12 protein-coding genes, 1 other RNA gene and 1 pseudogene are annotated in these 20,976 nt (G+C 67.8%); 11 read left to right on the top strand and 3 right to left on the bottom strand.

The features are described from left to right. Positions 1-102: 102 nt before the first annotated feature. Together ACD584_RS00430 and ACD584_RS00425 are read right to left on the bottom strand one after the other, a co-directional pair. Positions 103-891 carry a rhomboid family intramembrane serine protease gene (locus ACD584_RS00430; RefSeq protein WP_076037585.1) on the bottom strand — a complete coding sequence of 263 codons (789 nt, stop codon included), beginning with the start codon at positions 889-891 and terminating at the stop codon, positions 103-105. 686 nt (positions 892-1,577) lie between these two features. Then, entirely contained in the window at positions 1,578-2,534 is a 957-nt protein-coding gene (locus ACD584_RS00425; protein WP_050911854.1) for a TerC family protein, read from the bottom strand. A 263-nt stretch (positions 2,535-2,797) separates the two neighbouring features. Between ACD584_RS00425 and ACD584_RS00420 the strand changes: the two genes are divergently transcribed. The 3 genes from ACD584_RS00420 (at position 2,798) to ACD584_RS00410 (ending at position 4,739) form a co-directional block, all read left to right on the top strand. Further along, positions 2,798-3,967: a class I SAM-dependent rRNA methyltransferase gene (locus ACD584_RS00420; protein ID WP_011039292.1), complete on the top strand. Its 1,170-nt coding sequence runs from the start codon at positions 2,798-2,800 to the stop codon at positions 3,965-3,967. A gap of 207 nt (positions 3,968-4,174) precedes the next feature. Then, positions 4,175-4,492, top strand: coding sequence for a hypothetical protein (locus ACD584_RS00415; RefSeq protein ID WP_011039291.1), 318 nt, complete (start codon positions 4,175-4,177; stop codon positions 4,490-4,492). 173 nt (positions 4,493-4,665) lie between these two features. After that, positions 4,666-4,739: non-coding RNA, sX9 sRNA (locus ACD584_RS00410), on the top strand. A 120-nt stretch (positions 4,740-4,859) separates the two neighbouring features. Here ACD584_RS00410 and ACD584_RS00405 read toward each other — a convergent pair. Further along, positions 4,860-6,730 (bottom strand): annotated as a pseudogene (locus ACD584_RS00405) (Svx/AvrXca family virulence/avirulence protein). A 311-nt stretch (positions 6,731-7,041) separates the two neighbouring features. On the opposite strand from ACD584_RS00405, the gene ACD584_RS00400 reads away from it, so the two are divergent. The 8 genes from ACD584_RS00400 to ACD584_RS00365 all read left to right on the top strand — a co-directional run bounded on the left by ACD584_RS00400 (position 7,042) and on the right by ACD584_RS00365 (position 20,919). Then, positions 7,042-8,292, top strand: coding sequence for a dipeptidase (locus ACD584_RS00400; RefSeq protein WP_076037587.1), 1,251 nt, complete (start codon positions 7,042-7,044; stop codon positions 8,290-8,292). Positions 8,293-8,700: 408 nt separating this feature from the next. Beyond that, on the top strand, positions 8,701-10,011 hold the full coding sequence (locus ACD584_RS00395) for an MFS transporter (RefSeq protein WP_175611768.1): 1,311 nt from the start codon (positions 8,701-8,703) through the stop codon (positions 10,009-10,011). A 34-nt stretch (positions 10,012-10,045) separates the two neighbouring features. Continuing rightward, complete coding sequence (locus ACD584_RS00390; RefSeq protein ID WP_076037589.1) at positions 10,046-11,221, top strand: glycerate kinase; 1,176 nt, start codon at positions 10,046-10,048, stop codon at positions 11,219-11,221. A gap of 50 nt (positions 11,222-11,271) precedes the next feature. Continuing rightward, positions 11,272-12,450 (top strand): sugar diacid recognition domain-containing protein, encoded by a 1,179-nt coding sequence (locus tag ACD584_RS00385; RefSeq protein WP_076037590.1) that lies wholly within the window; start codon positions 11,272-11,274, stop codon positions 12,448-12,450. A gap of 184 nt (positions 12,451-12,634) precedes the next feature. Continuing rightward, positions 12,635-14,431 carry a diguanylate cyclase gene (locus ACD584_RS00380; RefSeq protein WP_228437958.1) on the top strand — a complete coding sequence of 599 codons (1,797 nt, stop codon included), beginning with the start codon at positions 12,635-12,637 and terminating at the stop codon, positions 14,429-14,431. Between the two features lie 107 nt (positions 14,432-14,538). Continuing rightward, positions 14,539-14,928 carry a DUF2628 domain-containing protein gene (locus ACD584_RS00375; RefSeq protein ID WP_011039284.1) on the top strand — a complete coding sequence of 130 codons (390 nt, stop codon included), beginning with the start codon at positions 14,539-14,541 and terminating at the stop codon, positions 14,926-14,928. A 482-nt stretch (positions 14,929-15,410) separates the two neighbouring features. Next, positions 15,411-18,347, top strand: a complete 2,937-nt coding sequence (locus ACD584_RS00370) for a TonB-dependent receptor domain-containing protein (protein WP_372357271.1) — start codon at positions 15,411-15,413, stop codon at positions 18,345-18,347. Positions 18,348-18,444: 97 nt separating this feature from the next. Beyond that, positions 18,445-20,919, top strand: a complete 2,475-nt coding sequence (locus ACD584_RS00365) for a GH92 family glycosyl hydrolase (protein WP_076037593.1) — start codon at positions 18,445-18,447, stop codon at positions 20,917-20,919. Positions 20,920-20,976 lie beyond the last annotated feature (57 nt).

The raw sequence follows: 20,976 nt of genomic DNA, 5'->3' as shown, positions 1-20,976 counted from the left end.
CGCGCGATCGGGCGTTACCGGCGACGCTTCATCGCGCGCAAGCGCGCTCCTACAAACGCGGCACAGCACTGATTACTTGGTTAGTCGCCTGCAGAACGCGCACTACGTGCTCGGTGGGCGTTCGCGTGGCGGGAAATGCAGCACCACGTTTTCCGAGCCGTCGTCCTGGCGTTGCCACAGCACCGGCACCTGACGCGGCGGCGGCGGTTCCAGCATGGCGTGCTCGGGGTTGCTGACCTCCCACGCGGCGTCTTCGTCCTCGTCATCCCAGCTGTAGCGCGGCTTGGCCTGCTGCGGGTCGCGCAGGCGCAGCAGCAGCGCGGCAATCAGGCCGGCCACCGCGCCGCCCAGATGCGATTGCCAGGACACGCCGGCTTCGTGCGGCAGGATGGTCATCAGCATGCCGCCGTAGAACAGGAACGCGATCATGCTGGTGGCGATCGCCGGGCGGTCGCGGCGGAGAAGGCCCAGCACGAACACCAGGAACATCAGCCCGTGGGTGACACCGCTCGCCCCCAGGTGGCGGCTGCCGGGGTCGCCCAGCAGCCATGCACCCAGGCCCGAGCCCAGCCACAGCAGCGGCAACGCCATCGCGGTGGCACGCGGATACACGCTGCCGGCGAGGGTGCCCAGGATCAGCAGTGCGGCCGCATTGGCGCCCAGATGGGCGAGTGAGCCGTGCAACAGTGGCGCGGTGAGGATGCCGATGAGCCCGTCGGCCTGCAGGGGCGCCACCGCCCACGCACGCCAGTCGAACATGCCCTGGGCGGTGAACACGGCCACCAGCAGCAGCACGGCAGCGAGGCTGAGGTTGAAGGCACGCAGCACCCGGGAGCGATCCAGGCGGTCTTGCGTGGGGGCGTCGGCGGTGGCAACAGGATGCGAGGTCATGCCTTCACGGATGGCGTCGCACGGGTTTTTTACAAGCCTATGCGGCTCGGGATAAGCAGGCCCGGCGACGGGATAATCCACTTCCGGCGCCGATCGTTGGCGCATCACCCTGGACGATCTGCGGCTTGGCTGCAGGGCCCTTGCCCGCCCATCATCGCGGGACACGCTGCAAGTACATCCTTGTAAAGCGCTTACGCGGCATCCCTGCCGCGTAAGGTCCCGCGACGGTGGGCGGGCAAGGACCAGTCGAGAGTGGCGGTTTGCATGGTTCAAGCAGTGCATGGCGTGCGCTGTTCGATAACGGCGCGTCCGATCAATGTCCCAAGGCAAGCCGAGTAACGAGCAGGCTTTCAACAAAGCAACCGACTCACTTTCTGGTGCGGTGTCCTCGCCGCTTGCGGGACCGTGTGGCGGCATGGATGCCGCCACCGAGCCCCCAGGGACGGGTTCACGGCGTGTCCCGCGAGCGGTGAGGGCACCGCGCCCTCGACTCACCTAGCTTCTAATTGTTGATCTGTCGCTTGGCTGCAGCGCCCTTGCCCGCCCACCGTCGCGACACGCCGCAAGTACATCCCTGCCCGTGATGGTGGGCGGGCAGGGACCCCTCAAGATGGTCGGTGCGCCAGAGACGAGCAGCACACGCGGCGCTGCCCTTCACGAATCCCCAATCCCCCAATCCCAGCCCCTCAGTGCCCGGCCGGCTTCGCCGGGCGCAGCAGGCTCAGCACGATGGTGGCGATGAGGATGGCGACCACCACGGCCAGCGAGACCAGCACCGGGATCTTGTAGAGATCGATGATCATCATCTTGGTGCCGATGAACACCAGGATCACCGCCAGCCCGTACGGCAGCAGGTGGAAGCGGTCGGCCATGCCGGCCAGCAGGAAGAACATCGCGCGCAGGCCCAGCACCGCGAACACGTTGGAGGTCAGCACGATGAACGGGTCGGTGGTGATCGCGAAGATCGCCGGGATGCTGTCCACCGCGAAGATCACATCGATCACCGCGATCAGGATCAACACCACGAACAGCGGGGTGAACCAGCGCTTGCCATCCTTGATCACGCTCAGCAGGTTGCCGTGGTACTGCGGGCTCAGGCGCAGGTGGCCACGCATCCAGCGCAGCACCGGGTTGGCTTCCAGGTCCGGCTCCTTGCCGGCGGAGAACCACATCTTGATGCCGGTCAGCAGCAGGAATGCGCCGAACACGTACAGCAGCCAATGGAACTTGGCCAGCAACATCGAGCCGGCGAAAATCATGATCGCGCGCAGCACGATCGCGCCCAGCACGCCGATGATCAGCACGCGCTGGCGCTGTTCCTCGGGCACGCCGAAGTAGGTCATGACCATCAGGAACACGAAGATGTTGTCGACCGCCAGGGATTTTTCCACCAGGTAGCCGGTGAGGAACTGCAGCCCGATCTGGTCGGCCTGCGCATCGCCCACGCTGCCTTGCAGGTACCACCACAGCCCGGCATTGAACGCCAGCGCCAGCAGCACCCAGCCGATGCTCCACCAGGTGGCTTCCTTGAAGGTGACCTTGTGGGCACCGCCGTGGCGCATCAGCACCAGATCGATCATCAGCGCCGCGATCACCACGACCGCGAAGCCACCCCATAACCAGACATTGCCAATGGTTTGCATAAGAATCCCGAAAAGTGAAAACGACCTGGACAGCCGGTGGGGCTGAGGTCTTGTGACACGGAAATCGTGGATTCCGGGTGACGGACCTTCGCCTGCGCGGCGAAGGTCTCGCTCGCAACCGGCCGGGCCGGTTGCCGTTGCACCGGAGCGCCTGACAGGCAGGGCTCGTAATGACGGCGACAACGCTGGGAGCTACTCCCCTTCTGCGGCCGATTCTGCGGGCCGGGGGCGGGCGCGTCAATCCAGCCGGATACAATAGGTGAATGAATACTCCTGTCCCCGTCGTCCGACTCAAGAATGCGTGGCGCTCCAGCCACCCGTGGATCTTCCAGAAGCTGGTGGAAAAGCCCGCCGCCAAGCCCAAGCCCGGCACCATCGTCGATGTGGTCGGCGTGGACGGGGAATGGATCGGCCGCGGCTTCTACAACGGCCATTCGCGTATCGCCGTGCGCATCCTGGAAACCGACCAGTCGGTACCGGTGGATGCGGGCTGGTTCTCGCGCAAGATCGCCGCAGCGGTGAGCCTGCGCCGCGACTGGCTGCAGCTCGATGGCGTGTCCGATGCCTGGCGCGTGGTGCATAGCGAAGGCGATGGTCTCTCGGGCCTGGTGGTGGACCGCTATGGCGACCTGGTGGTGGTGGAATTCTTCGCCGCCGGCATGTTCCGCCACCGCGAGTGGATCTACGAGGCCTTGCGCGAGCAGTTCCCGGGCTGCCGTTTCCACAGCTTTGCCGATGAGCATGTGCAAAAGCAGGAAAGCTTCGATTTCCACAGCAACACCACCACCGAAGCGTCGGTGATCACCGAGTACGGCATCAAGTTCCGTGCCGACCCGGCCGGCGCGCACAAGACCGGTTTCTTTGCCGACCAGCGCGAGAACCGCCAGTGGCTGAGCGAGCAGGTCAAGGACAAGACCGTGCTGGACCTGTGCTGCAACACCGGCGGGTTTGCGGTATATGCGGCTGCGCGCGGCGCCACCGAGGTGCTGGGCGTGGACATCGACGAAGACGTGATCGCCATTGCCAAGGGCAACGCCAAGCTCAACAACGTGCGCCCGAAGTTCGTGCAGGCCGACATCTTCCCGTGGCTGCGCGATGCGGCCAACCGCGGCGAGAAATACGACGTGGTGATCCTGGACCCGGCCAAGATGACCCGCGACCGCGAGCAGGTGATTCCGGCGCTGAAGAAGTATCTGGACATGAACAAGCTGGCGCTGGGCGTGGTCAAGCCGGGTGGCCTGTTCGCGACCTTCTCGTGCACCGGCCTGGTGGCCGAGCAGGAGTTTTTGGACATGCTGCGGCGCGCTTCGTATTTCTCCGGGCGCACCATCCAGATCCTGAAAGTCGCCGGTGCCGGCCCGGACCATCCGTTCATGGCGCACGTGCAGGAATCGCGTTATCTCAAGGCAGTGTTCTGCCGCGTGGTCGACTGACAACGTCCTTGCTCCCTGCCGGTGCCGTGGGTATCGGCGGGGCGATGACGCGGGCCGCAGTACGATCGAGGCGTGATGCCCGCGCCATGCCCTCGCACCATGCACGGGGCACATGGCTACACGGACCGCGCTGCACGTGCGCCCATCACCGCGCGCCTGGCAGCCAGTGGGTTGCCGCCCTCCACATCCCGCAGCAGAGGCCTGGCGATGACCACCCACGACGACGAACGCAAGGCGCTGCGCCGGTTGTTGCGGCAGATCGAGCGCCCCAACACCAGCCTGCTGGCCAGCAATTGGCCGGTGTTCGGTGTGTGGCTGCTGTTCGCCGGGGCCTTCATGTATCTGTTCAAGACCGGCGTGCAGTCGCCGCTGCATCCGCTGATCCTGGCGCTGGGTTCGACCTGCCTGGGCGTGTTTGGCGCCTGGATCGTGTTCCTGTCGGTGTGGGCACGGCAGTGGCCGCACCTGCGCGACCACATCGATGCCGACAGCGTGCGTGCGCGGCTGGCTGAACTCGACGACTGAGCGGGCCGGTGCGCGCGGCGACATGAGCGCAGGCTGTTGATCGGCACGCGATGGGTGTCAGATGCGCGCGTTACTGGGCTACTCACGCGTGTCACCGCACGCGCAAACTTAAGAGCAGCTATCAAAACGACTGCGCAGCCGCCAGGCGGGCGCGGCCGGTGCTCGGAATCGGCATGTACCCCGTACACTCCGGTTTCTCCGCGCCGTCCGCACCCACCTGACGACTGCTCGCTACGTTTTGTTAGCCGCTCTAAAGACATGCGTGCTGCGCGATCCACGGCCGTGATCGCGCCAACACCGCACGCACGGCCTCCCTGGCCCACGCGCGCTGTCTGCGGGGCAGACAACGCTCAGCGCAACAGCTTGATTACCAGCCCGCCGGCCGCGCAGTGATCTCCGGCACCGCCTGGCGCAGGTCTGCACCGAACTCGGGGTTGCGCATCGTCTCGGTGTCGGCATAGCCGTAGAACACGCCCTGGCTAGGTGTGGTGCCTTCGCGCAGCTCCAGGTCGCCGCGCACCTGGGTGGTGCCGGCCACGGTGACCGCACCGAAGGCGCCCGGGCCCATGAACACGGTCTGGGCCTGCGCGGTGTTGCCGATCACCGCGCCGGGGTGCCACACGGTCAGCCCGCCGAGCACCGCGTTGCCCTGCACGGTGCCGCCCATCACCGTGCAGGGCCGTCGATGCGCGCATTGCCCAGCACGTTGCCGGCCAGCACGCGCGCGAACGGCCCCACATAGGCGGTGGAGGCGACATTGGCGGTGTTGGCCACCCAACCGCCGCCGTTGGCATGCCGGCGGCCCACCGGCGTGGGCGTTGGCGCGCCGGGCTGGCTGCCAGCGGCGGCGGCGTTGCTCAGGGTCACGCTCCACAGGTAGCGATAGATCGCGTAATAGGACTGGTCCCACTTGATCTTGTGCATGGTGGTGGGCGCGCCCATCACCATCAGGTACACCGCGCGGTCGCCGCTGCGCAGGGCCACGGTGACGCTGGCTTTGGCGCCGCGCTGCAGGGCGCTGTAGCGCGCGCGGCCGCTGCTGTCGATGCTGACCACGCCCCAGCGCCAGTCCGAATCCGGGGCTGGAATGCTGGCCGGGTCGGTCACCAGGCCGGGCAATGCGGTGACCGCGGGCGCAGCCTGCACCTGGCCCTCGAAGCTCACGCCGATGCTGGTGGTGCCGGCAGCGGGGATCAGCTGCACCAGGTTGTAGCCCCAGCGCTGCGGTGCCCATTCGAACGGCACGCGGTAGCGGTTGGCCTGGCCGGCGACCGGGTCGAGCACGGTCATGCGCAGCGCGCGGTCGCGGTTGTCCCAGTCCTGGGTGCGTTGCGGATCGAACGCCAGGTTGCTGCCGTAGCGCGCGCGGTACAGCGCGCCCTGATCGCTGCCATCGGGGTTGGTGTAGTCCCAGTTGACGTTGCGCAGCGCCCAGTCGCCGAACACATCGTTCAACTGCGCCTGCGTCCAGCCCATGTTGGTGCGGAGTACCGAAAACGGGTCGGCACTGCGTTGCGCCGGATCGCCCGGCTTGGGCGCCTTGGCCCACAGGTCGTTGACGATGGCGTAGCCGTAGCGGTTCTTGAGGTACTCCAGGAACTGCCAGTTGCAGTAGCGGTCGCGGGTGGAGCCCAGATACAGGTGCGGGTAGTTCACCAGCATGCTGGAGCAATGCACATCGCTGGCGTGGAACTCCGGCAGCTGGTGGGTCATCCAGTTGGCGTGCGATTCCCAGATCCAGCCGGTGTAGTCGGAGTCGCGCAGGCTTTGTGTCTGCCCCTGCAGTGCGTGCGTGAGTTCGTGTGCCAGGCCCCAGTGATCGCGCAGCCCGCCCGGTGCCATCCAGATGCCCATGTTGCCGCTGCCGGTGACCCCGCCGCTCAGCCCGAAGCTCGGATCCAGGTGGATGCTGGCCTTGGTCTTGGTGGTGCTGGTGCAGGCCGGCTCGGGGAATTGCAGGCGATTGATGAAGCTGTCCCAGACCATCTCCAGGTGCTCGCCAGCCGCGCGGACGTCGGCGCTGGACACGCCGTCGCCATTCCAGCGGAACGCAAAGTGCGTGGTTTCATAACGCACCGGTGGCATGCCGGCTTCGTTGGCGCGCGCAGTCCAGATACCGGCCGTGCAGGCCGCACTGGCGGTGGAGGCGGCACCCAGCAGCCCGGTGGCTATCAGGGCGGCGGCCAGTAGACGGCGGGCGGACAGGCGGCGGGGCAATGCAGGCGATGCGTTGGGCATGAGGGCGCTCGGGCATGAGTGAAGGCGCGCACGCCACCGCACACACGCGCTGGGGCGGTGTGGCGAAGCGAGGGCGGTGGCAGGCCGTTGGAGGGGCGGCGGCGCAAGTGTGCGCAGCGCGCGCGGGTCTGCAATTGGTTTTGAAGATGGATTATTCGGTTCTGCAACGCGGTCGGCGTTCGTGCTGTGGCACCGGTGGACATTGCACCGCTGCGCCCGCCCGATGGCGGCCAGCCGATGACGCAGTGCGGGCGCCCGCCGCGCCGACACCTGCGGCTATGATCCGGTGACCCCCCTGCAAGCGAGACCGCATGAAACTGCACACGCTGTATTTGTCGTTGTTGCTGGCCGCCACCTCCTCGGCGCAGGCGATGGAGTTTTCCGCCGCCGAGCTGGCCCGCGCCAGCGCACTGCAAAAGCGCCTGGTCACGCTGGATTCGCACCTGGACACGCCGGCCAATCTGGAGCGCGGCGATTTCGATGTGATGCAGGGCCATGCCGGCAATCGGCTGTCGCAGGTGGACTACCCGCGCATGCTCGAAGGCGCGCTCGATGGCGGCTTCTGGGCGGTCTATACCGGGCAAGGCAATCGCAGTGCGGCCGCGCATCTGGATGACCGCGACGCCGGCCTGCAGCGGCTGATCAAGATCCACAACCTGCTGGCCGCGCAGCCGCAACGCTTCGCGCTGGCCACCACGCCCACCGATGCCGCGCGCATCAAGGCCGCCGGCAAACGCGTGGTGTACATCAGCATGGAAAACGCCAGCCCGCTGGTGGCCGACCCGTCGCTGCTGCGCTTCTATTACGCGCAGGGCCTGCGGCTGATGAGCACGGTGCATTTTCTCAACAACGAGTTCGCCGATTCGGCCACCGACCCGAAAGGGGCCGAGTGGAAAGGCCTGAGCCCGGCCGGCAAGCAACTGGTGCAGCAGGCGCAGGCACTGGGCATCGTGATCGATCAATCGCATGCCTCCGATGCGGTGTTCGACCAGTTGATTGCGTTGTCGCCGGTGCCGATCGTGCTCTCGCACAGCGGCGCGCGGGCGGTCTACAACCACCCGCGCAACATCGACGACGCACGTCTGAAGGTGCTGGCCGCGCACGGCGGGGTGATCCAGGTGAATTCGTATGGCGGCTATCTCATCGACAGCGGCGCCAGCCCCGAGCGCAAGACCGCCGAGAAGGCGCTGGCCGACCAATACGGCGGCTGGGAGCATCTGAAGATGTCCGACGGCACCGCCCTGAGTGAGGCGCTCAAGGCACTGGATGCGCGCTACCCGGTCAAGCGCGCGACCGAAGAGGATTTCTTCGCGCATCTGGAGCATGTGCTCAAGATCGCCGGGCCCGCGCATGTGGGAATCGGCATGGACTGGGACGGCGGCGGTGGCGTGGTCGGGCTGGAAGACGTCTCCGACCTGCCGCGCATCACCGCCTGGCTGCTGCGCAAGGGCTATAGCGAGCCGCAGATCGCCGGTATCTGGGGCGGCAATCTGCTGCGGGTGATGGAGCAGGCGCAGGCCTATGCGGCTGGGAATCGGGAATCGGGAGTGGGGAATCGTTGAAGCGGTTGGTCGTGCGCGGAAGGGGCAGGGCGTTGTGCAGGGAGAGCGGTGGGGCTGGATGGCTTGTGGGTGGATGGGGTGATGGCTGCGGCGTGATTCGGCTGGGGGGCCCCTGCGTCCGTGCGCTGAGGTAGCGGGCAGCGCTCGCCGCGTCTGATGGTGGGGGTTGTCTGGCAGCGGTCGGGCGCGCGGCAGCAAGTGGCTGGCTCGGCTAGGTGGGCTGCTTGGCTGATAGGCCGAAGCGCTCTTGGGTGTTTGCACAAAAACCAGCGTTTGCCGGCGCCGCTACAGGCAACGCTCTGCCGAAGATTTCAGGAAAAAGCGCCAACTAGAATGCGTCCACCCCTTCCGCGGTGCGGGCGCTTTGGCGTCCGGTTCGCCTGGATGACCCCTGAGTTGGAGCGTGCGATGACCCCAGTCTCCCGGCCCCTGCCGCACCCTGAAGGTATGGCCGCCACCTACCGCAAGATCCTGCTGCGGCTGATCCCGTTCCTGTTCGTCTGCTACCTGTTCAACTACCTGGACCGGGTCAATGTCGGCTTCGCCAAGCTGCAGATGCTGGGCGATCTGGGCATGAGCGAGACCGTGTACGGGCTGGGTGCGGGCATCTTCTTCATCGGCTACCTGGCCTGCGGGGTGCCCAGCAACTTGATCCTGCAGCGGCTGGGCGCGCGCCGCTGGGTGGCGATCATGATGATCAGCTGGGGCCTGCTCTCCACCTGCCTGATGTTCGTGCGCACCCCGGCCGGGTTCTACACCCTGCGCCTGCTCACCGGCGCGGCCGAGGCCGGCTTTTTCCCGGGCATCGTGCTGTACCTGACGCGCTGGTTCCCGCGCGCGCAGCACGGCCGGGTCATGACCATCTTCATGTCGGCCATTCCCATCTCCGGGGTGCTGGGCGGGCCGTTGTCGGGCTGGATCCTGAGCCATTTTTCGGCTGGGCAGGGCGGGCTGGCCGGCTGGCAGTGGATGTTCCTGCTGCAGGGCCTGCCCACCGTGCTGCTGGGCGGGGGGGTGTGGTTCCTGCTCAGCGATGGCGTGCAGCAGGCCCGCTGGCTGACCCCGGGCGAGAAGCAGGCGCTGACCCGCGCGCTGGACGCCGATGAAGCGGGCAAGCCGGCCGGGGCGTCCACCTCGCTGGCGGCCGTGCTGCGCAACCCGGCGGTGTGGATGCTGGGCACGGTGTACTTCTGCATCCAGAGCGGGGTGTATGCGATCAACTTCTGGCTGCCGTCGATCATCCAGGGCAGCGGCGTCACCGACCCGACCCGGATCGGCCTGATGAGCGCCATCCCCTACCTGGCCGCGGCGGTGTTCATGGTGCTGATGGGGCGCTCGGCCGACCGCCGCCGCGAGCGCCGCTGGCATCTGGTGATCCCGCTGCTGATGGGCGCCGCCGGCCTGTGCCTGGCCGCCGCGCTCACCGACCACCTGTGGCTGGCCTTGCTGGGCATGACCCTGGCCACGATGGGCGCGGTGAGCGGGCTGCCGCTGTTCTGGCCGCTGACCAACGGCTTTTTGACCGCCGCCGCGGCCGCCGGTGGGCTGGCGCTGATCAATTCCACCGGGCAGGTTGCCGGCTTCGTCAGCCCCTACCTGGTGGGCTGGATCAAGGACACCACCCACAGCACCGAGCTGGCCCTGTACGTGCTGGCCGCGGCCATGGTGCTGGGCGCCGCGTTGGTGCTGCGGGTACCGGCCAGGGCGGTGAACCAGTGATGCCCGTGCCCCTTTTCGTTGAGCCCATTCCGTCATGAAGATCGTCATCGCGCCCGATTCGTACAAGGAAAGCCTGTCCGCGCTAGAGGTGGCCACCCAGATCGAAGCTGGCTTCCGCGAGGTGTTCCCAGACTGGAGCTACACCAAGGTGCCGGTGGCCGACGGCGGCGAGGGCACGGTGGAGGCGCTGGTCGCCGCGACCGGCGGGCGGGTGATCGACTGCACGGTCAGCGGCCCGCTGGGCACGCCGGTGCAGGCTTTCTTCGGGCTGACTGGCGATGGCCGCACCGCGGTGATCGAGATGGCGGCCGCCAGCGGCCTGGCGCTGGTGCCCCCGGCGCAGCGCTCGCCGCTGCAGGCCAGCACGGCCGGGGTGGGCGAGCTGATCCTGGCCGCGCTGGATGCCGGCGCGCGGCGCTTCATCATCGGGATTGGCGGCAGCGCCACCAACGACGGCGGCGCCGGCATGGCCCAAGCGCTAGGCGCGCGCCTGCTGGATGCGCGTTATGAGCCGATTGGTGCGGGCGGTGTTGCGCTGGCGGCGCTGGCCCGCATCGAGACCGATGGCCTGGACGTGCGGCTGCAGGAATGCCACATCGAAGTGGCCTGCGACGTGGACAACCCGCTGATCGGCCCGACCGGTGCCTCGGCGGTGTTCGGCCCGCAAAAGGGCGCAACGCCGGCCATGGTGCGGCAGCTCGATGCCAACCTGCAGCACTACGCCAACCTGCTCGAGCGCGACCTCGGCCTGCGCCTGCACGGCCTGCCCGGTGGCGGCGCGGCCGGCGGGCTGGGCGCTGCGCTGGTGGCGTTCCTGGGCGCGCAGCTGCGGCCCGGCGTGGAGATCGTGGCGCAGGCGCTGGGCCTGGACGCCACCATTGCGCAGGCGGATCTGGTCCTCACCGGCGAAGGCCGCATCGACAGCCAGAGCCTGCATGGCAAGACCCCGGTGGGGGTGGCGCGGGTGGCGCAGCGCCACGGCAAGCCGGTGATTGCCATTGCCGGGTGCCTGGGCAATGGCGCCGGCCTGCTGCATGCGCATGGCATCGCAGCGATGTTCGCGGTGGTGCACCGCGCCTGCACCGTAGAGCAGGCCCTGGCCGAGGCGGCCAGCAATGTTCGCATCGCGGCGCGGAACGTGGCCGCGGCGTTGCAGGTGGGCATGGCGCTGGCGCAACCGGCCTTTCCGGTCCCGGCGCGCGCGTCTTGATGGTGCGCCGCGCACGCCGGCCGGCGCCGGCTTTCCCCTAGCATAGGGCGATGCTTACGCTCGACCGCACCCTGGCGCAGTCCATCGTCGACCGTTCGATGACCATCATCGACGGCAACGTCAACGTGATGGACCACACCGGCGTGATCGTTGCCAGCGGCGACCCCGCGCGCATCGGCCAGCTGCATGAAGGCGCGCTGCTGGTGCTGTCGCGGCAGGGGCGGGTGGAGATCGACGCGGCGCTGGCGCAGCAGCTCGACGCAGTACGTCCCGGCGTCAACCTGCCGCTGATCGTCGATGGCCGCGTGCTCGGCTGCGTGGGCCTGACCGGCGACCCTGCGCGCATCGGGCAACAGGCCGAACTGGTGCGCATGGCCGCCGAGGCCATGCTCGAACAGGCCGGGCTGCTGCGCCTGCTGGCCCGCGATGCGCGCCTGCGCGAGGAAGTCACACTGGGGCTGATCCGCACCGACGGGCCGACCCCGGCGCTGGCCGGCTGGGCCGAGCGGCTAGGCATCGCGCTCGATCTGCCGCGCGTGGCCGCGGTGATCGAAGTGGAAAGCGACACCCTGGATCTGGACGCCATGCTGGTGGAGTTGCAGCGCCTGCATACGCTGCTGTCCACGCCCGAGCGCGGCAACCTGATCGCCGCCACCGCGCTCAACGAGCTGGTGGTGCTGAAGCCGGCGCTGGACCGGCGCGGGCAATGGAATGTGGACGAACAACGCCGGCGTGCACACACCTTGCTCGAGCGTATGCGTGCCAGCAGCCCGCTGCGCATCCGCCTGGCGCTGGGCCAGTATTTTCCGCAGCCCAACGGGCTGGCGCTGTCGCACCAGATCGCGCGCACCACCATGCGCATCGGCAAGGCGCGCACGCCGGGCGCCGATGCCTTCTTCTTCGACGATTACCGCCTGCCGGTGCTGGTGGACGACCTGCGCCAGGCCTGGCAGGCCGAGGAACTACGCAAGCCGCTGCAGGCGCTGCTGACGCAGGACCGCCGTGGCCAGTTGCTGCAGACCGTGTCGTGCTGGTTCGCCAACGGCATGCGCATGGCGCCCACCGCCAAGGCGCTGGGCATTCACCGCAATACGCTGGACTACCGCATGCAGCGCATCCAGGACCTGTGCGCGGTGGACCTCGGTACCACCGACGATTGCATGCGCCTGTATCTCGCACTGCAGATGCGCCAGGACAGCGCCGCGGCCGAGCCCGACAGCGCCCAGTAGGCCTGCGCAGGACAGTCACTGTGTGTGCCGGGACGCGGGGCGACGCCGTGCAGGTTCCACGCGCATGCGGCACTGCTGCATCGGTTGCCGCGCACTGCTGCCGGATGCAGCCGCACATGCCGTTGCACCCCTCGGCCAGCGACACATCTGCGTGACAGCGCACGGATTTGCTGCGCGGGCTGTTATGCCTGCTCCGCTAGACTGCGCGGATGACATCGGGCGAGCGACCACGTTGAAACAGCGCCACGTAGCAGCGCCGCTTGCGGCCAACGAGACCGACCGCCTGGCGCGGCTGGCGTTGCTGCAGGTGGTCGATAGCGAAGCCGAACCGTTCTTCGACGCCCTGGCCGCCGCCGCGCAGGCCATCGCCGGCACGCCGATCGCACTGGTGTCGCTGGTGGACGAACACCGCCAATGGTGGAAGGCCAACGTCGGCCTGCCGGGCGTGTCGCAGACCCCGCGCGAGCTGGCGTTCTGCGCGCACGCCATCCTCGATGACGCGGTGATGGAAGTGCCCAATGCGTCGGACGACCCGCGTTTCAGCGGCAACGAACTGGTCACCGACGCACCCGGCATCCGCTACTACGCCGGTGCCCCGATCGTGCTCTCCGATGGCCTGCGCATGGGCACGGTGTGCGTGATCGACCAGCGCCCGCGGCAGCTGCAACCGGCCCAGCTGGAGGCCCTGCGGCATCTGGCACGGGTGGCGGCCGAAGGCCTGGAGCAGCGCCGCCTGATGCTGGAGCGTGCCGAGACCAACGCCCAGCTGCAGCAGCGCCTGCGCGAGAGCGAAGCGTTCCTTGAGCGCACCGGGCGGGTGGCCGGCGTGGGCGGTTGGGAGGTGGATGTGGCCAGCGGCACCTTGAGCTGGTCTGACCAGACCTGCCGCCTGCACGATCTGCCGCCGGGCTACCGGCCCAGCCTGGGCGAGGCGATCGCGTTCTATCCGCTGGATGCGCGCGCGGTAATCACCGAGGCGGTGGAAGCCTGCGTGCGCGACGGCACGCCGTGGGACCTGGAACTGCCGCTGATCAGCAGTACCGGCCGCCACTTATGGGTGCAGAGCACCGGCGCGATGGACATGACCGACGGGCGCATGCGCCTGATCGGAGCCGTCCAGGACGTCACCGACCGCCACCGCGCGGTGGACGCCCTGGCCGCCAGCGAGCGCAAGTTCCGCAAGATGTTCCAGTACAGCCTGGGGCTGATCTGCACCCACGACATGGACGGCCGCCTGATCAGCGTGAACCCGGCCGCCGCGCGCTCGCTCGGGCGCAGCGTCGAGGACATGGAAGGCCGCGCGCTGGTGGAATTGGTGCGCCCGGAACGGCACGCCGCCTTGCACGGTTATCTGTCGCGGATGGTGCTCGATGGCCAGGACTCGGGCGTGATCGAGCTGGTCGCCGGCGATGGCAGCCTGCGCCACTGGCAGTACCACAACGTGCTCGACGTGGAAGCCGATGGCACCGTGGTGCTGGCGCATGCGCAGGACGTGACCAACCAGTACAAGCAGGAAAAGCAGCTGCTGGAATGGTCCTTCACCGACCCGTTGACCAACTGCTTCAACCGCCGCTATCTGGACGAGCTGGACAAGCGCGACCCCAGCGTGCGCTGGGGCTGCATCGTGGTGGACCTGGACAAGTTCAAGCTGGTCAACGACACCCACGGCCACCAGCGCGGCGACGAAGTGCTGGTGCAGATGGCCTGGTTCCTCAACCAGCCGCTGCGCACCCAGGACCGCCTGGTACGGCTGGGCGGCGACGAGTTTTTGGTGCTGCTGCATCAGCCCACACCTGCGCAGCTGAGCGCGCTGGCGCGCGACTATCTGGACGCGGCGGATGATGCGCCGATCCGCTTCACCCTGGGCAGCGCGCTGCGCCAGGACGGCGAGGCACTGGCGGCGGTGGTCGACCGTGCCGACAAGTCGTTGTACGCACTGCGGCGCTCCCGCCGCGGCAGCAGCCCCACCGACCAGCGCTGACCGCGTAGCGCCCCTTTGTTCCTGGTGATGTCCCGGGCGCCGAAAGAGCGTGCTCATGAATACGCGATCGCCTATCATGTAAACGTTTTCAATCACATTGGTACGGAATGGACACCTTCGATCGCACCCAGCTCAGCCCCAAGTGGCAGTTCCGCTTCGACTTCTTCGACCGTCATGGCGGTCCGAAGGATCCTGCCTACAAGGAAACGCTGAAGACGCTGCCGTTCGGCGAGAAGCTCAAGGTCGGCATGAACTTCTACGCGCTGTTCTTCGGCTTCATCTACTTCTTTATCCTGGGCCTGTGGCGCAAGGCGCTGGGCCTGATCGGCATCGGCCTGGTGGTGGGCATCATTGCCTCGTTCCTGCCCGGCTCGCTGGGCAACGCCTTGAGCATCCCGCTGGCCCTGCTGGCCGGCATGAGCGCCAACTACGCCTACTACCTGGACAAGGTGAAGGGCAGCACCAGCTTCAACCCGTTCGAAGGCATGCGCTGGTAAGTCATGGCATGGCCGCGCCGGCCCCTCCCGCCGCTGCGCAGCGTTGCCAAGCCCGGTCTCGACCGGGCTTTTTTATGCCTGTGGCTTGTTGAGCCTGCGCAGCGAGTCGGTGAGCGGTTGCTTGCTCATACGCGGAATCAGCGGGCTTTAAAGCGCTAATGCCGGACGATCAAGCCAGTTGACTGCTTTTAGTGAGACCACAAGCGGGCGAAACCGTTAGCGGCGCTTGCGTACCCTCAGCGCCCCAACTACGCCCACGACAACTGCCTGAATTCGCTACAGATCCGGGTTCACCCTTCCGCTTGAGTCCGTACGGTCTGCTGCGCCGCAGTATGGCGCCACGGTTTAGCCTTGCTTAATCTTTGCCACACCGTGACACACGTCGCGCCAGATTTGGATCGATCCAAAGCACACTGTCCCCCGCAAGTGTTTGAAAAGACGCAGTCTTTCCGTCGCACCACCACCCCCGACGAGACGCTTGAATGACCGATTCCCGTTGTCACCGCCCGCGTGTGCTGTCCCAGGCCCTTTTGCTCGCCATGCTGTCGCCGTTGCCGGCGCTGGCGCAGCAGGCCGATCCGCAACAACTCGACGCCGTCACCGTGACCGGCTCGCGCATCAAGCGTGTCCAGGCCGAAGGGCCGGCGCCGGTGCAGATCATCGGCTCGGAGGAGATCCGCGCCCAGGGCTTCACCACCGTCTACGACATGCTCGGCACGTTGAACCAGGCGATCGGCACGGTGGAGGCGGATGTCAGCTGGGGCTCGCACACGCCCAACGCCAGCCCGCTCAACCTGCGCAATCTCGGCCCCAACCGCAGCCTGCTGCTGGTCAACGGCCGCCGCGTGGCCGATTACCCGCTGCCCTATAACGGGCAGAGCAACGTCTCCAACTACAGCAACATCCCTGCCGCGGCGGTGGACCGGGTGGAAGTGCTCACCGGGGGTGCCTCGGCCATCTACGGCTCGGACGCCATCGCCGGCGTGGTCAACGTGATCCTCAAGCAGAACTACAGCGGCGACCAGTTCCGCATGCGCGGCGGCACCGCCACCGAGGGCGGGCGCGATACCGCGGATGTGTCCTGGGCCGGCGGGCGCACCGGCGACAACTGGAGCGTGACCTACGCGCTGCAGTACACCAGCCGCGACCCGCTGTTCGGCCGCGACCGCCCGCAGATGGACGACGCCAGCGACGCGCCCTACAGCGCCTGGACCACCGAGCAGCGCCGGGTGGGGTTTCGCCCCAGCAGCGGCATTGCCTTGATCGACAACGCCACCGGCACCCGCCAGGCGCCGCCACCGGGTGCGTGCGAACAGTTTGGCGGCGCCTATTACCGCGCTGATCGGCTGCTCTACAACCGCAATACCGACACCACCACCAACACCGGCCAGCTGTGCGGGCTGAGCGCCGACTACGGCGACTGGCTGCTGCGCAGCGGCAGCAAGGACCTGTCCGGGTATCTGTACGGCACCTGGGAATTCGGCAACGGCGTGCAGGCCTGGACCAACCTGGCGGTGTTCGATTCCGAAGCGCAGTGGGGCACCTCGCCGCCGTATGTGCAGTTGCCGGCCGGGCTGGATTACCCGGCCTTCCACGACGTCACCAGCGGCCAGCAGTTGATTGGCGTGCGCCAGTTCACCGCCAACGAAGTCGGCAGCCAGGCCGGCCTGCGCAACCGCAACCGCGAGCGCGAGCGCTCCTGGGACATCAGCGCCGGCCTGCGCGGCACCCTGGCCGACGGCCGCTTCGACTGGGATGCCTCGCTGGGCCGATCATACTACCGCGTGCAGGAACGTATTTCCACCGTGGACTGGCAACGTGCCAATGACTATTTCCTCGGCCCGCAGCTGGGCACCGTGGACGGCCTGCCGGCCTACGCCCTGGACCGCGCGCGCTGGTGGACCCCGCTCACGCCCGGCCAGTACGCGCAGATCGGTGCGCATTCGGTGAACCGCGCCGCGTCCTGGGTCAATCAGGGCGCGTTGAGCCTGAGCGGCACCTTGTTCGACGGCTGGGCCGGGCCGATCGAATTTGCCGCGGTGGTCGAAGCCGCGCAGCAGGGCTACCGGCTCAACCCCGACCCGCGCGCCAACCTCGATTACGAAGTGCAGAACGTGGACCGCGGCGGTGGCGAGCGCACCCGTTACTCGGGCGGTCTGGAGTTCAGCGTGCCGCTGACCACCACGCTCACTGCCACGCTGGCTGGCCGCTACGACCGCTATGGCGACTACGAGGCGTTCAACGATGACGCCAACCTGCTGGATATCGGCACGCAGAAGGAATCCACCTGGAGTGCTGGCCTGCAATGGCGGCCAATCGACAGCCTGCTGCTGCGCGGCAGCTACGCCACCAGCTTCCGTGCCCCGGACATGCATTACCTGCTCGGCCAGCCCAGCTCGGCGCAGGTGCGCACGCTCGACCAGTACCGCTGCATCGCCAGCGGCGCCTACCAGACCAACAACTGCACCGGCGACAACACCGCGGTGACCTATCCGTTTGCGATCAACCGCCGCGGCACGCCGGATCTGGAATCGGAACTGGGCGACTCGTGGACGGTAGGCTTTGTCTGGGATGCGTTCGAGAATTTCTCCTTCACCGCCGACTACTGGCGCATCCACCTGGAGGAAGAAATCCGCGATATCGACGAGACCACCATCCTGCGCGACGAGGCCGGCTGCCGCACCGGGCTGACCATCACGCCCGGGCAGGCCTGGTCCAACCCGGGCGGCGCCGACTACTGCGCCTCGATCCTGGCGCGGGTGCAACGCGATGGCAGCGGCGCGATCACCGCGATCGAGCGCGGCCCGATCAACCTGGCCCAGCGCGATGTCAGCGGCATCGACCTGTCGGCGCGCTACCAGCTCAAGACCGGTTTCGGCGATTTCCAGATGGGGCTCGACTACACCAACCTGCGCTCGATGCGCGAGCAGACCTACCGCACCGACCCCAACCCCGAGCGCCGCGACCGCGACATCCGCAGCAAGCTGCGCGGCAGCGTGAGCTGGCTGTATGGCAACTGGAACGCCACCGTCTACGGCGACCGCGTCGGCGCGGTGCCCAGCGTGCGCTCGCACTGGGGCCTGGACCGGCTGGACAACCCCGGCGGCTGCGTGCCGTTTGCCGATGGTGGGGTGCCGGACGACCGCGCCAACTGTACCGACACCGATCCCAACAGCCCCACTTTCGGTCAGAGCACACGCAAGTACTTCGGCCGCGTGGGCCCGGCGATCACCTGGAACGTCAATGTCGGCTACCGCATCACCCCGGCGATGAAGCTCAATCTGTACGTCAACAACGTCTTCAACAGCACCGGCTACAACCACAAGGACCCGTACAAGCTGGACTACGAGTTCTACAACAGCCGCCTGTTCAGCCCGGTTGGCCGCGAGATCGCGGCAGAATACGTGTTCGATTTCTAGAACGCGGTTGCGCGCGTGCCTGCCGGCGCCCTGCTGCGGCAGGCACGCTTCCCACCTGCGACGTCCGCGTCGCCCTCTCCCCCGAGGTGATTCCCGCATGTTGTCTGCCGTGCCCCGCGCCACCCTTGCCGTATCCGCTGCCTGCCCCTGGTGGCGCCGCGCCGCCGCCGGCCTGTGCCTGCTCGGTGTCACTCTTGCCGGCCCACTGGCCGCGCAGGACCCGGCGCAGGTCAACACCTTCATCGGCAGCAAGGACGACGGCAATACCTTCCCCGGCGCGTCGGCGCCGTTCGGCCTGATCCAGGTCAGCCCGATCGGCGCGCACTACGCCGGCTGGCGCTACGACGACCCCAGCATCCGCGGCTTCGGGCATTCGTTCCTGTCCGGGGCCGGCTGCTGGGAGCAGGGCGGGCAGGTGTCGATCCTGCCGGTAACCGGCAGCATCGGCCCCGGCGGCGATTTCGATACCGGCGACGCCAAGGCCTTCGACCAGACGCGCTATGCCGCGCGCTACACCCACGACGGCGAAGTGGGGCAGGCCGGCTATTACAAGGTGCGCCTGACCGATTACGGCGGCATCGACGCCGAGGCCACCGCGCTCACCCGCGCCGCCGCCGAGCGCTACACCTTCGCGCCCGGCGCCGACACCGGCCATGTGCTGATCAACGTGGCCCAGGCCAACGACCGCCACGTGGTGATCGGCAGCCAGGTGCAACTGGTGGGTGACCGCGTGGTGGAAGGCAAGCTGACCACGCAGAGTTTCTGTGGCGGCCAGGAATACACCACCTGGTTCCGGCTGGAATTCGACCGCCCGTTCACCACGTTCGGGGTGTGGGGCGAAGACGGCGGCGTGCCCGGCGCGCGCCACAGCATGGGCGGTGAGCTCAAGCCCAACGGCGCCTGGCTCAGCTTCCCGCTGGGCAAGGGCAAGAACGCGCGCGCGGTGACCGTGGTCAGCGCCATCTCGCACGTGGACGCCGAGGGCGCGCGCACCAATCTGCGCGCCGACGGCATGCAGGGCGGCACGCTGCTGGGGCTGGAGCAGATGCGCCAGCGCGCGCAGCAAACCTGGCGCACCGAACTGGCCAGTGTGCAGGTGGAGGGCGCCGGCCGCGACGACCGCACCGTGCTGTACACCGCGCTGTACCACGCCCTGCTGCAGCCGCTCACCGGCAGCGATGCCGACGGCCGCTACCGCGGCTACGACGATGCGATCCACCGCGCCGACGGCTGGACCTACTACGAGTATTTCTCGCTGTGGGACACCTACCGCTCGCAGAACCAGTTGCTGGCCCTGCTGCGCCCGCAGCGCGCGCGCGACATCGGCCGCTCGCTGCTGGCCATCCACCAGCAGGGTGGCTGGCTGCCGCGCTGGGGCTACGCCAACTACGACACCAACATCATGACCGGCGACCCGGTGACGCCCTTCCTGGTCGACCTGTGGCGCTTCGGCGCGCTGCAGGGCAACGAGGCGCAGGCCTACGCCGCGCTGCGCCAGAACGCCTTCGGCCAGCCGCCCACCAATTCGCGCCACGCCGGCCGCTCCGGCAACGCGAGTTACCTGGCCAACGGCTACGTGCAATACGACCGCGCCTTCCCCTCCAAGGGCATGGACGTGGACCCGCACCACGGCGGCTCGGCCACGCTGGAATACGCGCTGGCCGATTGCGCCCTGGCGCAGATGGCCGGTGCGCTGGGCCATGCACAGGACAGCGCGCAGCTGCGCCAACGCGGCGGCAACTGGCACCGCGTCTGGGATGCGGACGTGCGCGATGGCGACGCCGGCTTCAGCGGTTTTCCGCGCCCGCGGCTGGAAGACGGCAGCTGGTACGCACCCTCCGACGATCACTACAGCCCGCGCTCGCAGCACGGCTTCCACGAAGGCACCGCCTGGCAATACCAGTGGCTGGTGCAGCAGGACATCCCCGGCATGTTGCAGGCCATGCACGGCAGCGAACAGGCAGGCAAACGCCTGGACACCTTCTTCGCCTACGACGACCTGTTGAAGGACCTGGGCAACGGCGCACGCACGCATTGGGTGGTGGGCCCGTACAGCTACTACAACCAGTACCGCTACAACCCCAACAACGAACCGGACCTGCACGCCCCGTGGATGTACACGCTGATCGGCCAGCCGTGGAAGACCGCCACCGTGGTGCGCGCCGCGCAGCAGTTGTTCACCAACGCACCCAACGGCGTCACCGGCAACGACGACCTGGGCACGATGTCGGCGTGGTACCTGTTCAGTGCCTTCGGCCTGTATCCGGCGGTGCCGGGCAGCGGCGAATTCCTGTTGCATGCGCCGCGCTTCAAGCGGGTCACGCTGGACCTGGGTAACGGCAAGCGCCTGCGCATCGACGCCCCCGGCGCCGATGGCCGCACGCTGCAGTACGTCGATGGCGTCCGCGTCAACGGCAAGCCGCAGCCGCAGGTGTTCCTGGACTGGGCCCAGCTGCAGCAAGGCGGCACGCTGTCGTTTGCGCTGACCAAGCAGGCGCCCACTCAGGGCTGGGGCACGCAACCAGACGCATTGCCCACCTCGTTCTGCGCAACGCCTGCCGCCGCACAGTGACCGCCGGCTACAGCCACGCAGTAACCGCAAGCCTGGACGCCGCAAGCACTGACCAGC

Source organism: Xanthomonas sp. NCPPB 2922, assembly GCF_041520885.1.
In the GTDB taxonomy this organism is placed as follows: Bacteria; Pseudomonadota; Gammaproteobacteria; order Xanthomonadales; family Xanthomonadaceae; genus Xanthomonas; species Xanthomonas campestris.
The sequence above is the reverse complement of the archived record's forward strand: the minus strand, read 5'-3'. Positions and strand labels throughout refer to the sequence as shown.